Raw genomic sequence first — 13,157 nt, forward strand, 5'->3', positions numbered from 1 at the left:
TCGACCGTGGAGGCGAGGGCGGGGAGGAGGGGTTGGAGTTCGGATCGCAAAGGCGCGGCAATCGGGCCGGCGTGCCCCCCCACCCGGCCTGCGGCCACCCTCTCCCCCGCGAGCGGGGGAGAGGGTTAAGAAGGTCAGATCGCTCGCCTACCGCGACCGGCCGATCGTGAAGATGCGGAGCGGACCCCGGGGACGCCCCGAAGGCCGGGGCGATTCCCCGACGCCTCGCGATGCGCCGAACGGGGAGACGGCCGGGGGCTCGGGCAGCGGCAAGGCCTCGGGAGGGGCGACCTCGACCGGCGGCCCGTCCGGGTACGGCTCGACCGATCGAGGCAGGAGTTCGGGCTGGGCGTTCGGGTCGGGCAGGATGGGGAGGTCGGAGCCGTACGGGGTCGACGAGCCGGGCGGCGGCACGGTGGGCACCCGACGTTCGTAGAGCGGCGCGACCCGATCGTACGGCACCTCGCCGTAGACCCGAGGTGCCCGCAAGGGAGGCAGCGGCGCGACGTCGACCTCGACCTCGTACTCAGCGGGATAGGGCATGCCGGCGACCTCACCCACGCCGATCACGGGAGTCGGCGAGCAGACGAGGCAACCGGACTCGCAGCCCCGTTCGATGCGGTCGAGGGCCTTGCGCGATCGCTTCCGGGTCCAGAAGTCGGGGTCGCCGACGGCGGCCTGCTCCAGCGCGACCAGGGCGGTCGGGTCGCAGGGGTGGAGCTTCGCCAGGGTCTCGGCGACCGCCTTGCGGACCTTCTTCGAGCAGTCGTCGCGCAGGGCATCGGCCAGGACCGGGACCATCTCCGGGTGGCACTGCCACTCGTAATCGCGCAGGGACCGGGCCGCCCGGGCGCGCTGATGGTCGCTGATGTGAAGCTGCAAGACTTCCAGCAGGTTGTGGACCTTGATCGCCTCCGACCCGCATGTCTGGCAGCAGTCCGGCCCGCCGAACGCGTGCCGGTCCTTCTTGAGGCAATCGAACAGTCCCAGGCCCCCGACGGTCAACTGCACCGTCAGCAGGGCCGCGCACGTCAAGGAAGGCGTCATCATGATGCTACTCCTCGGTCGAGGTCGTTCCGTTCGTCCCGATCGGGAGCCGATCGTCCGCTCCGACCGACACCTCTACCTTACCCCGCGAGCCCCGAGAATACAAAAAATCACCCCAAATCCCCCAATCGCCCCATTCGTCCAACGAGCGGATTGACCCGGAGAGCGGGTCTGCCGGGGCGTCTGGCCAGCAGGCCGGGCTCTCGGTTCGATCGAGGGGGGAACGTCGTCAGAAAAAAAGGGGAAAGAAAATGTCCCGCGAATGCTCTAGGATCGTAAGGGGAGAGGGAGTCGAGGCCGCGAATCTCGGGCCGGGGCGGACGGCTCGGTCGGAATCGGTCGGACGCCGGGCACTCGCCGGGGGTTCGAACGGGCGGTGCGGACCGGCTTCGGCGTCCCGGCCCCGGGGCGTCCTGGCCGCCTCGTGGCGGATGGCATGCGAGCCCGATCGCCCGCCGACGCCCCTCTCGAACCGAACGCATCTTGACGGCGACACGAGCTGAAGGAGATCGAGGTGGGACGATCGCGGACAGTCCAGCGGGTCAATTTCAAGGCGTTGATCGGCACGGTCGTGGTGCTGCTGGTGCTCGTCATCGGCGGGGTGTTCGCCGCCGGCATTTTCCGGGAGCGGGTCCGATCGGAGCTGGTCCGGCAGGCGGAGACGCTCCTCGAGAAGGACCGGCCCCAGATGGCCATGCGCCACCTCGAGCGCTACCTGAAGAAACACCCCGACGACGTCGAGATGCTCGATCGCTACACCCGACTGCTGTCCGAGGCCGTCCTGGAACGCGGTGACAGATCCCGGGCCGCCGGGGCCATCAGCCAGAACGAGCGGCTGCTCCGGCTCGACCCCGAGGGCCTGGCGGAGGGCTCCGATCGCCAGCAAAACCGCAAGTGGCTGGCCGAGCTGTACATCCGCCGATCCGGCGGCCAGGGCGCCACCGCCGAGCGGACCGTCGCCGGCAATTTCTTCACCAACGCGGAAACCGTGATCGATGACCTCATCGTACGAGGGGCCGACGACGCGGAGACCTACCGACTCCTCGGGCTCGCCCGCGACGGCATCGCGGGGACGAACCGGCCGGTCACGCCCGCGATCGAGGCGTACAAACAGGCCCTGGCTCGCGACCCGACGGACGTGGTCAGCGTCGAGCGGCTGGCCCTGCTCTATCGGGATCGGCTCGATGAGCCGGAGGAGGCCGAGTCGCTGATCGACGAGCTGGTCCGGAACGCCCCGGACTCGGTCGAGGCGTGGATCGTCCGCTATAACTTCTACCTGGGTTCGTCCCGGCCGGAGAAAACCTCGGAGTCCCTGACCCGGGCCGCCGCGTTGATCCCCGACGAGGACGACGGCTCGGCTGACTTCCGAGAGGTCATGCTGGTGACCGCCGCCGATGCCCTGGCCCGAGGCGAGCTGGATCGGGCGAACTCCGTGCTCGATCGGCTCCCCGAGTCGGACCAGAACATCCCACGGGTCGCCTTGCTGCGCGCCAGCATCGCCCAGCGGCAGGGCCGCACCGACCGGGCGATCGAGCGGCTCCGCGAGGCGGTCCTGCTGACGCAGGACGTGGACCTCATCTGGCAGCTGGCCAACGTCCTGATCGATTCCGGCGACCTGAACGGGGCGTCGATCTTCGTCAGGCGGTTCGGCGAGGTGGTCGGCGAGAATCGGGTGTCGAGTTATGACATGCTCCGAGGGAAGTTGCAGCACGCCGCCTCGCAGCACGACCGGGCGATCGCCTCGTTCGACCAGGCCGAGCCGGACCTGATGGCCTCGCTCAGGCCGACGCTCCTGCTGCTCCGGGCCGACAGCAAGCAGAAGCTCGGCCGGCGGGCCGAGGCGCTCGACGACCTGCGGGCCGCCGTCGAGCTGGCCCCCGACAACCCCCAGGTCCGCCTGACGATGGTGCAGGCGTTGGCCCCCGAAGGGGTCGAGCGCGCCCTGTCCGAGCTGCGCAATGCCATCGGCGAGAATCCCGACTCCCTGGAACTCCGCACGGCGATGCTCCGCTACCTGCTCGCCCAGCAGGCCGCCCTGCCGGCGGGCCGCCGCTCCTGGGCCCGGTTCGACGCGGCCCTGGGCGAAGCCCGGGCGATCGAGGGGAGCGGCGACGATCCGGCCCTGGCCCTGCTCGACATCCAGCGGCTCCAGGTGGACGGCCGGGTCGACGAGGCCCTCGACCGCCTCGACGAGGCCGTCGCGGAGCATCCGAACGAGGTGGTTTTCTGGACCACCTGGAGCGACCTGCTGGTGCGGCAGAACCGCGTCGAGGAGGCGCTGGCGGTCCTGGAACGGGCCGCCGGCCCCGAGGCGGTCGGCACCCGCCCCGCGTTGACGATCACGCAGGCCCGGCTCCTGGCGCAGCTCGGCCGCGGTCGCGAGGCGATCGAACTGCTGGGCCGGGCCGCCGCCACCCTGCCGACCAACCAGCGGCCCGAGGTCCTCCAGACGCTCGGCCGGATGCACATCGCCCGGGGCCAGTTCGACGAGGCGAGGGCCGCCTATGCCGCCTGGCAGAAGCTCCAGCCCGGCTCGGCCATCCCGCTGCTCGCGCAGCTCGAGCTGGCGATCGACACCGGCGACATCCCGGGGGCCGAGGCGGCGCTGCGGACCCTCCGGGGCCCCCAGGACAACCCGAGCCTGCCCTACCAGCTCGGCCTGGCCGAGTTCCTGCTCCGCGTCCCCGGCAACGACACGCTCGGCCGGACGAGGAAGGCCCTGGAGACCCTCGCCCCGATCCTCGGCGACGGCACCGAGGCGAACCCCGGCCTGGCCCCCGACCTGGCCACCGCCTTGCACCTGCGCGGCCTGGCCTACCGCCAGCTCGGCGAGCTGGACGGCTCGGGCGACGCCGCGTTCGAGCGGGCCCTGGCCGACCTGCGTTCCGCCTGGGAGAAGGGGGAAGCCCGGGCCCTCGCGCCGATGATCGACCTGCTCGTGCGGCTCGACCGGCTGGAGGAGATCGACCGCCTGCCGCGGCTCTCCTCCGCCGGCGGCTTCGACACGCAGATCGACCGCCTGGCCGCCGAGGCCTGCTTGCGGAACGGCCGGCTCGACCTGGCCGCCGAGTACGTCGATCGCGCGGCCCAGGACCCCTCGGCCAGCACCCCCCAGTTCGACGCCTGGCGGCTGGCCATGTTCGACCGGCTCGGGCGGACCGCCCAGGTGGAGCAGATGCTCCGCGCCCGGGCCAACGAGCGGCGCGACGCCCCCTCGTGGATCGCCCTGATCCGCTACCTCGCGGGCCGAGGGGAGCCGGAGGCCGCCCAGGAGGCCATCGCCTCGATGAAACGCCTGGTCGCCAGCGACTTCCCCGAACTGCTCGAGGCCCAGACCCAGGAGGCGATCGGCAACCTCGACGCCGCCGACGCGGCCTACGACGCCGCCCTGGAGGCCCGCCCCGACGACCCGATGGCCCTCCTGCTCGGCGCCCGCTTCGATCGCTCGGTCGGCCGATCCGATCAGGCCTTGGAGCGGGTCGAGCACCTGCTGGGCCTCGATCCCGAGTCGCGGCCCGCGGCCCGCTTCAAGGCATTGATCCTCGCCGATCAGACCTCCGACGCGGAGTCGTGGCAAGCCGCCTGGGACGCCCTCGGCCCCGAGCCCGCGCAGGCCGACCCGCAGGCCCCGCAGGATCGGATGGCCCGCGCCATCGTGCTGGCCCGGCACCCCGAGGCCTCGCGACGCGAGGAGGCCGTCGGCCGCCTCGAAGCCCTGATCGCCGACCAGCCGGCCGGCGACCCGATGGCCGCCGCCGCCCGCGAGTCGCTCGCCCGGCTCCTGCTCCAGGTCGACCGGCCCGATCGCGCCGCCGAGGTCGCCGCCGTGACCGCCATCAGCGGCACGAACCCCGCCGCCGTGGCCCTCTACACCCGCGCCCTGATCGCGGCCGGTCAGCTCGACGAGGCCGACCGCCAGCTCGATCGCCTGCGGAACCTCTCGGCCGAACCGAGCGAGCTGACCGAGCTGGACCTGCTGCTCGTCGAGGCCCGGGCCGAGGCCGGCACCGTCGCCGAGGAGCTGGCACGTGCCTACTTCGAGGCCGTCGAGGACTCCGACCCCGATCCCAACACCCTCGACACGGCCGCCGCCACCTTCCGCCGCCTGGTGCAACTGGGCGACTCGACCTTGGAACCGACCGAGCGGGTGGGTCGGGATCTGGCCGGGCGCTTCCCGACCCTCTCCTGGATGCCCGCCCAGTGGTTCGCCACCCGGGAGATCTTCCCCGAGGCCCTCGAACTGGCCGAGCCGGCCATCCAGTCCGGCGACGCCGTGGCCGCCTTGCAGGCGGTCCGGGGCGTCTTGACGGTCGTCGATCGCTCGAAGGCCGACCCGGAGCTGATGGCCCGCGCCTCGGACCTGATCGAAGAGGCCGCCGCGAAGCACGACCTGCCCGCCATCAAGGCCGTCCTGGCGATGCTCCGCCACTTCCAGGGACGGGTCGACCCGGGGCGCTTCGACGACGAGATCCGCATCTACCGCGAGCTGCTCCAGAGCGAGCCGGACAATATTGTTTATCTGAACAACCTCGCCTGGGCGTTGAGCGAATACGCCGAGCAGCCCGCCGAGGGGCTCGAGCTGATCGACCGCGCCCTGGCGACCCTCGACGTGCGGGCCCCCGAACTGCTCGACACCCGCGCCGTCATCCTGCTCCGGCTCGATCGGCTCGACGAGGCCCGGTCGACGCTGGACGAGGTGATCCGCGAACGGCCCAACAGCGCCCTCTACCGCTTCCACCTCGCCCGGGTCCTCGACCGGGCCGGCGACCCCGACGCCGCCCTCGAATCGTTCGCCCGGGCCCTGGAACTCGGCCTGACCGTCGAGGACCTCGACCCCTTCGAGCGCGACGCCTTCGCCGCGCTCTCCGAACGCTGAGACGTCCTCCCGCGACCATGCTCCGATCCGCGAGCGGATCACCCTCTCACCCGGCCTGACGGCCACCCAGGGCAGTAGGCAAGAGGCCGGCGGAAGATGGTTGGAAACCGTTCGCTCGTGCGAATGAGGCGAGGATCGAGCGAGGTGTCTGCCCCCCTCTCCCCACGGGTGGGGAGAGGGCCGGGGTGAGGGGCCCTCGTCAAAGACTCACAGCGTGTCGTCCGAACCCGCAAGCCCTCACCCGGCCTGACGGCCACCCTCTCCCCCGCGAGCGGGGGCGAGAGTCGAAGACCGGCTCCTGCTTCCTGTCCGCGAGGAACGGATGAGGTGAGGGCGAGGATTTGCCGGGCCGGCGCGTAGCCCTGACTCCCTCGTTCCGGGTATGGTGCAGGCCTGCGCAAGGCCCGTCTCCAAAATCCCGGAATCGAGGAACCCGCCCATGATCCTCCCCCCCTTGCTCGTCGCACTGACCCTGGCGATGCCCGCCATGATCCCGCAGAAGGCCCCTGAGATCCCGGTCGGCGTCGCCCGGGTCGAGATCACCCCCGAAGGCCCCGTCCGCCTGACCGGCTACGGCAACCGGACGACCGAATCGGAAGGGGTCGAGCAACCGCTCTGGGCCAAGGCGCTGGCCATCGGCGGCGACGAGGGGGACGGCCCGGCCGTCTTGATCACGGTCGATAACCTGGGCATCCCCGACCGGATGACGAACGAGGTCGCCCGACGCCTGGCCGACCGCTCGGGAGTGGCCCGCGATCGCCTGGCGATTTCCGCCTCGCACACCCACACCGCCCCGGCCCTGACCGACGTCGCCCCGTTCCTCTTCCCCGAGTTCCCGAACGAAACCGAGCAGGACCACATCGACCAGTACACCCGGACCCTCACCGACCACCTGACGGCCGTCGCGCTCGAAGCCCTGGCCGACCGCCAGCCGGGACGGCTGGAGTGGGGGGTCGGATCGGCCGATTTCGCGGCCAATCGCCGGGTGCTCCGCGACGGCAAGTGGGTCGGCTTCGGCGTGAACCCCGACGGCCCGACCGACCACTCGCTTCCCGTCCTCCGCGTGACCGGCCCCGACGGCGCGACCCGCGCCGTGCTCGCCTCGTACGCCTGCCACTGCACCACCCTGACCGGCGAGTTCAACCGGATTTGCGGCGACTGGGCCGGCGACGCCCAGGAAGCGATCGAGCGCGACGTGCCCGGCGCGATCGCCCTGATCGCCATCGGCTGCGGGGCCGACGCCAACCCCGAGCCGCGCGGCGAACGCTCGCAGGCCCGCCAGCACGGCGAGGCCATCGCCCGGGCGGTCGCCGAGGTGCTCGACGGCCCGATGACTCCGCTCGGCGGCATCTCACATGCTCAATTGAGCCGCGTGGACCTGTCCTTCGCCCCCCTGCCCTCGCGTGAGGACTGGCAAGGTCGGGCCGGGCAGACCAACCAGGAAGGCTTGCACGCCCGGACGATGCTCGAGCGGCTCGACCGCGGCGAGGCGCTGCCCGAGGCCCTCGAAGGCTATCCGGTGCAGGTCTGGGCCTTCGGCGACGATTTGGCGATGGTCTTCCTCGCCGGCGAGGTCGTGGTCGATTACGCCCTGCACCTCCGCCACGTGGCCGACCCCGATCGGCTCTGGATCAACGCGTACAGCAATGATGCCCCGTGCTACATTCCGTCCGACCGCGTCCTCGACGAGGGGGGCTACGAGGCCGACAGCTCGATGATCTTTTACGGCCAGCCGACCCGATTCGCCAACGGCGCCGAGGCGATCATCGTTGAGGCCGTGCGTAACCTGCTCCCCGCCTCGTTCCTTGCGTCAGAGGAATGACCTGAAGGCCACTCCCGGCGGGTTCTCACGAGGTGGAACCCGCCGGGGCACCGCATTGACCTTCCTTACGGGAACAACGGCTGCCGCTCCGGCCCCGGACGGAGCCAGACCCGGCAGATCGGCTCGCCCCGGCGTTCCCAGCCGTCGGGCAACGTGTCATCCCCGGCATGGAAGCGGGTGTTTCCTTGATCGTCTCGCGCTGCGAACAAAGGCGCCGTCCCGGGGGGCGGGTCGTCCGCGTCGACCGGCAAGGCGTGAAAGCTTGGTGTCCCCTCGATGTCAGCGCCGACGTGCAGGGTGACGCCCTCGTCCCCCTCCACCTCGACGACCGGGACGGTCCCTTCTCCCGGCCGATCGAGCGCGAAGAAGGCCACCGCCCCTTCGGCCGGCCGGTCGCCGAGCCCCTCGATCGGCCGGAGCCGTTCCTGACCCTGGTCGTCCGAAACGCGGTAGAACGCGACCGGCAGGTTCAGGCGAGGGTCGCCCAGATCGAGGCGGTACATGATCTGATTGTAGTCATACCGGGGTGTTGTTTGCTTGGCCCCTGAAAACAGCTCGGTATACGTCCCCTCGAAGAAGAGGGTCCGGCCCTCGTCGGCGTCGAAGGCGCGATGGTGCATCGGGTTGTAGAAGCTGTAGGTGTCGTGCGTCACGATGCGCCGGGCGAAGGCCCAGGGGCCGAGGGGTGAATCGGCCTCGGCATACCAGACTTCCCCGAGCACCGACCGGCCGAAGAGCTGGGTGGTGATCATGACCCATCGCCCCCGATGGGCGTTCGGCGCGACGGTCCCGGCATGGGCGAAGACGGGTTCGCCCGTCTCGATGTCGCGGAGGTTGAGCAGCCCCTCCCCCTCGGCCAGCGTCCCGGCCGTGATCAGATCCGCCTGCTCCTTCGGCCCCAGGACCGCCACGCCGGCCCGCCAGCGATAGACCGGCCGCCCCTCGTCGTCCCGTTCCACGCGAGGGGTCTCCCCATCGCCTTCCAGACAGGTGAACGCTTCATAACGCGACGAATCGGTTAGGGCTTCCGGGCTCGCTTCGACCCGGACCAGGGGATACGGGGTCGCGAAGTGCAGGAAGGTGGTGCCGTTGCCGTCTTCAATCGGGATGGCATGACCATTCGGGGCCAGCCCCTCGGGATCGGGGAAGACCGCGACCCGTGCGAAGTGTTCCGTGTCGTCGTCGAACCGGCAAATGCCACGCTCGTAGGTCGTCAGCGGCGGCCTGATCTTGGCATAACCGGCGTAGAGCCGCTCGCGCCCGCCCTCGTCCGGCAGGACGGCGAAGCCGGAGAGCCAGGTCGGCCCGTCGCCCGGCATTTTGGCCATCGGCCGGGAAAACCCGTTCTCATCGACGAAATAATCGAGATTGATCCCGACATTCGGATCAAGATTTCCCCGGCCCGGGAGTTCGGAGGTCGCCCCCGACATATGAAAATTGCCGAGCGGATAGCCCGGTCGGCTCGTGTCTCCCCAGAACCACCAGAGTCTCCCCCGGTAGGGGATCGTGAACACGCTGTCCTGCCCGAACACCAGGCCGTTGACCAGCGGTTCCTCGATCGGCGCTTCCCGACCGATCCGAGCACTCTCCGCGTAGATCCCGCCCCCGGTGATCCGATAGAGGCGCTCGGCGATGTTCACCCGTGGCAGCTCAACCCGGGCAACCTCCCCGGGTTTGACCCGCAACCGGACGCCCCGGTAGCCGAACCCGTCGCTCGGGTACTCGTATCCGTGACCCGACACCCAGAAGTAGGTTTCGATCCCGACCAGCTCCGGCGCATCGATGACCGCGATCCCCGCGCTATCGGTGTAGAACCGCATCTGGTGGACCGTTTTCAGCTCGACCAGCGGCACCCCCCTGCCCGTCTCGGCATCGACCACCTCGACCGCGAAGGGCACGTCCTCGGCGGAAGCCGACAGGGAGCCACAGAAGGCGGCAAGTGAGAGAATGACGGCATTGTGTATCAAATGATTGTTCATGGCATCGTCATCGTTTGGTCGCGGCGGCGATGAGATCGGCGGCCCATTGCTGATCGGGATCGGCCAGGGGAAGCGCGAGCGAGGCCGAGTAGTCGAGGCGACGGGCATAACGCCCCCGATCATACGCGGTCGCATAAACGGACGCCAGTTCGAGCCGGACATCGGGGTCGGGCGCCCGGAGGGGGATCGGGATCGGCGGCAAGGCGCGCCGGATCGACCAGGCATAGACCTCGGCGTCGGGCCTCCGCTCCGCCCGGGCGACCACCGCGAGGCAATCGCCCGGCGGCATCGGGGCCCCCATCGGCATCCGGTGCCCGGCGAGCAGGAAATCCAGCTCGATCAGGTGGACGGCCTGCCCCAGATACGACCTCCGCTTGCGCAGGTAATCGTTCCGGCCGTGGCCGTATTTGTTCGTCGGCGAGAGCAGCTCGACCACAGCCACCAGGGACCGCTCCGGGAGCGTCTTGATCTCGATCCAGGTGTGCCGATAATCCTCGCGCTCGACCGCCGCGATCGGCACATGCACCGGCTCGACTCGCTCCACCACGGCGACCCCACCTCCCTCCCCGCGAAGCTTCCCCGCCCGGAGGACGGCGACATCGGGCCGGGCGAGCAGCCCCGGCTCGTCGTCGGATTCGTAGAGGCGGAATTGCTCCTCGATGGCGGCTTCGTAATTCTGCGGGAGCCGATCGAATAACGCATCACGCAAATAGGTGATGAAGCTTGCATGAAAATCGGGCCACCGGCCCTGGGCTTCAATATACGGGTCGACGCCGGGGAAGATGCCGGGCATGGTGTCGGTCCTTGGAGTCGAGGGAGCAGGCCCGAGGATTCCAGTCTACGAAGGGACCTCGATGGCGAAAAGGCTGGGCAGGCGTCGACCCGCCGTCAGCTCGTGCCGCCCGGGCCTTCCTCAAGCGGCGGGGAGGGAGTGAATTCGCCCAGCTCGGCCGGGGCGACGGGGGGCTTGGGCCTCGTATCCACGAGCAGGCGGAACACATCAGGCCGGGCGTAGTGGCCGACCGCGTCGAAATCATACTTGGCGCGGGGGATGAGGGTCAGATCCAGGTCGGCGGCGAGGATGCACGGGCCGTCGAAGTCGGGCCCGGCGAGGACCCGGCCCAGCGGGTCGATGATGCAGGAACCGCCCCGGGAGACGACCGCCTCGGGCTCGTCGAACCCCTCGATCGGATAGTCCGGCGGGTAGTCGAAGCGCCGGGCGAACTGGTTGCAGGAGAGGACGAAGCACCGCCCTTCGAGCGCGACGTGCCGCATGGTGGGCAGCCAGGTGTCGCGGCCGTCGGCCGTGGGGGCGATGTAGAGCTGAACGCCTTGCGCATAGAGATGCATGCGCAACAGGGGCATGTAATTCTCCCAGCAGATCGCCGCCCCCAGCCGTCCGATCGGGGTGTCGATCACGGGCAGGGTCGAGCCGTCGCCGAAGCCCCAGACGAGCCGTTCGGAGCCGGTCGGCATCAGCTTGCGGTGCTTGCCGAGCAGGCGCCCATCCGGCCCGAAGAACAGGACGGTGCAGTAGAGGGTGCCCCCGTCGCGCTCGACGACCCCGACGACCAGGTGGGCCGATGCGAGCCGGGCGGCCTCGCCGATGGCGGTCGCGGCGGGGCCGGGGACCTCGACCGACGCCTCCCAGTAGCGGCGGAACCACTCGCGGCCCTCAGGCGTCCGCCAGCCGACCCGGGCGCCGAAGTCGAGCCCGCGGGGGTAGCCCGGCACGAACGCCTCGGGGAAGACGATCAGGGTCGCCCCGCTCGCCGCGGCCTCGACGGCCAGGGTTCGGAGGCGGTCGATCGAGCGGTCGCGGTCGAAGCCCACCGGCGCGGCCTGCACGACGGCGGCCCGGATCGTGGTCATTGGGTCGGCCTCCCCGGCAAGGACAGGAGAACTCAGGCGGCCTCGCGCCAGGATTCCGAGGGCGTCAGCGGCGGGGGCGGGACCGGCCCGAGCGTCGGCCATCGTCCGGAGGTTTGCGGGGCCGGTCGGGAGAGCAACTCCAGCAGCGACGGCCCCCCGGTCCCCCCGCGTCGGAAGAAGTACCCCCGGCAGACCACCACCCGATCCCGGTACGGCGGCCAGCGGCGAAGCAACCGGTCGGCCTCGGCGATGCGGAAGTGGGGCACGCTCATGAACAGATGATGCGTCAGGTGGAAGTCCTGCCCATACGGGAAGACGCAGAATCGCAACACCGGATGCACCCGGAAGACGCGAGAATTGGTCAGGTCCCCCGCGTCGGGGGCGTTGGCATGATGGGCGATCTCGCGGAGCTGCATCAGCATGGGGTAGAACGTCAGCAGCGGGAGCACCCAGAACAGGAAGAAGACCGGCCAGTCCCCCGAAACATGAACACCCGAAAATACCAGCAACCAGTAGGCCCCTCGCAGTCGCCTGGCCACGCCGACCCGGTAGGCGGCCGAGGGGACCCCTGCCCCTTCCGGGGCGGCCAGGTTCGCGGCCCGGGCGCGGCCGAACAGGTAGCGGAGGATCGCGGGGGGCCAGCAGGCCCGCAGGACGTAGCGATTCCAGAAGGCCCGGGGAGGGATCGGGAAGCGGTGCGGTTCGGGATGGTTCAGGCGGATCAGGTCGGCGTCGCGGTCGGGATCGTTGACGTAAAGGTGATGACTCCAGTGGGCGGCCCGGTAGCGTTGGGTCAGGGCGACCAGGGGAAACAGCAGGAACAGGTCGGAAACCAGCTCGTTGGCCAGGCGGTTGCGAAACAGGACGAAGTGGCTCGCCTCGTGCGCCAGCCCCGAGAGCCGGTGCTGGCCGACGGCGACGAGGAAGGCTACGGCAGCGGCGATCGGCGCGAAGACGATCGAGGGCAGGCGGCCGTCGGACCAGGCCGAGAGGGCGACGGCCCCGGAAACCAGGGCGAAGGCAATCAGGGCGTATTCGCGGGCGATGCAGGCGACGTTCGTCCGGTTGTCCGGCCTCGACATCGCCACGAGGGCCTGTCGGGCCTCGTCCCAGGTCAACTCGGGGCCGGTCTCCCGGTTCATCGACGCCTCCTGCCGGTCGAGCCTGCCGCGGCGGAACGTACGGGGCGCGGAAGGGGAACGGGTCGCGGGTCCGCATGTCGAGGCGAGCGATGGACCCGTTACCTCATTCCCTCTTCGGCAGGCAGGCCCGGCCGGGTTGAGCCGATTGGCCGGATCGCGCGGGCGGCCGATGCCCCGGCTCAGGAGGAGGGCTGGCGCCTCGGCTCGGCCGACCCGTCGGCGGGCGTTTCGGTTTTGGCCGAGGAGGTGTCGGCCGAAGGCTGCTCCTGAGAGGCTTCGGGTTTGGGATCGTCGTCAACCCCGTGGAGAATGGGCTTTTCGCCGAAGATCTTATCGAAGTTCGGGAAGCCGTATTTGCGGACGATCGGGCCACTCATGGTCGGGTGTGTCTCCTTTGGTGGGGACGGTCAAAGGGGGAC

General features: G+C 70.2%; 8 protein-coding genes. 2 read left to right on the plus strand and 6 right to left on the minus strand.

Annotation, left to right across the window (positions count from 1 at the left end; all coding sequences use genetic code 11):
* Positions 1-147: 147 nt before the first annotated feature.
* A complete protein-coding gene (locus tag AB1L88_RS16135; protein ID WP_367097705.1) occupies positions 148-1,050 on the minus strand; it encodes a HEAT repeat domain-containing protein in 903 nt (300 codons plus the stop codon).
* Positions 1,051-1,561: 511 nt separating this feature from the next.
* Between AB1L88_RS16135 and AB1L88_RS16140 the strand changes: the two genes are divergently transcribed.
* Together AB1L88_RS16140 and AB1L88_RS16145 are read left to right on the plus strand one after the other, a co-directional pair.
* Positions 1,562-5,923 (plus strand): tetratricopeptide repeat protein, encoded by a 4,362-nt coding sequence (locus AB1L88_RS16140; RefSeq protein ID WP_367097706.1) that lies wholly within the window; start codon positions 1,562-1,564, stop codon positions 5,921-5,923.
* Between the two features lie 439 nt (positions 5,924-6,362).
* Positions 6,363-7,745, plus strand: coding sequence for a neutral/alkaline non-lysosomal ceramidase N-terminal domain-containing protein (locus AB1L88_RS16145; protein WP_367097707.1), 1,383 nt, complete (start codon positions 6,363-6,365; stop codon positions 7,743-7,745).
* Between the two features lie 65 nt (positions 7,746-7,810).
* On the opposite strand, the gene AB1L88_RS16150 is transcribed toward AB1L88_RS16145, so the two are convergent.
* The 5 genes from AB1L88_RS16150 to AB1L88_RS16170 form a co-directional block, all read right to left on the minus strand.
* Positions 7,811-9,724, minus strand: a complete 1,914-nt coding sequence (locus AB1L88_RS16150; RefSeq protein WP_367097708.1) for a hypothetical protein — start codon at positions 9,722-9,724, stop codon at positions 7,811-7,813.
* A 7-nt stretch (positions 9,725-9,731) separates the two neighbouring features.
* On the minus strand, positions 9,732-10,517 hold the full coding sequence (locus AB1L88_RS16155; protein ID WP_367097709.1) for a DUF4058 family protein: 786 nt from the start codon (positions 10,515-10,517) through the stop codon (positions 9,732-9,734).
* Positions 10,518-10,612: 95 nt separating this feature from the next.
* On the minus strand, positions 10,613-11,596 hold the full coding sequence (locus AB1L88_RS16160; RefSeq protein WP_367097710.1) for a carbon-nitrogen hydrolase family protein: 984 nt from the start codon (positions 11,594-11,596) through the stop codon (positions 10,613-10,615).
* A gap of 32 nt (positions 11,597-11,628) precedes the next feature.
* Positions 11,629-12,738 (minus strand): fatty acid desaturase, encoded by a 1,110-nt coding sequence (locus AB1L88_RS16165; RefSeq protein WP_367097711.1) that lies wholly within the window; start codon positions 12,736-12,738, stop codon positions 11,629-11,631.
* Positions 12,739-12,917: 179 nt separating this feature from the next.
* Positions 12,918-13,115, minus strand: coding sequence for a hypothetical protein (locus tag AB1L88_RS16170; RefSeq protein ID WP_367097712.1), 198 nt, complete (start codon positions 13,113-13,115; stop codon positions 12,918-12,920).
* Between the last annotated feature and the right edge of the window lie 42 nt (positions 13,116-13,157).

The organism is Tautonia sp. JC769 (assembly GCF_040717455.1).
Lineage (GTDB): Bacteria > Planctomycetota > Planctomycetia > Isosphaerales > Isosphaeraceae > Tautonia.

Coding starts and splice junctions, on each gene's coding strand:
- AB1L88_RS16135 (WP_367097705.1), bottom strand. CDS start 1,050: ATGATGACGCCTTCCTTGACGTGCGCGGCCCTGCTGACGGTGCAGTTG.
- AB1L88_RS16145 (WP_367097707.1), top strand. CDS start 6,363: ATGATCCTCCCCCCCTTGCTCGTCGCACTGACCCTGGCGATGCCCGCC.
- AB1L88_RS16150 (WP_367097708.1), bottom strand. CDS start 9,724: ATGAACAATCATTTGATACACAATGCCGTCATTCTCTCACTTGCCGCC.
- AB1L88_RS16155 (WP_367097709.1), bottom strand. CDS start 10,517: ATGCCCGGCATCTTCCCCGGCGTCGACCCGTATATTGAAGCCCAGGGC.
- AB1L88_RS16160 (WP_367097710.1), bottom strand. CDS start 11,596: ATGACCACGATCCGGGCCGCCGTCGTGCAGGCCGCGCCGGTGGGCTTC.
- AB1L88_RS16165 (WP_367097711.1), bottom strand. CDS start 12,738: ATGAACCGGGAGACCGGCCCCGAGTTGACCTGGGACGAGGCCCGACAG.
- AB1L88_RS16170 (WP_367097712.1), bottom strand. CDS start 13,115: ATGAGTGGCCCGATCGTCCGCAAATACGGCTTCCCGAACTTCGATAAG.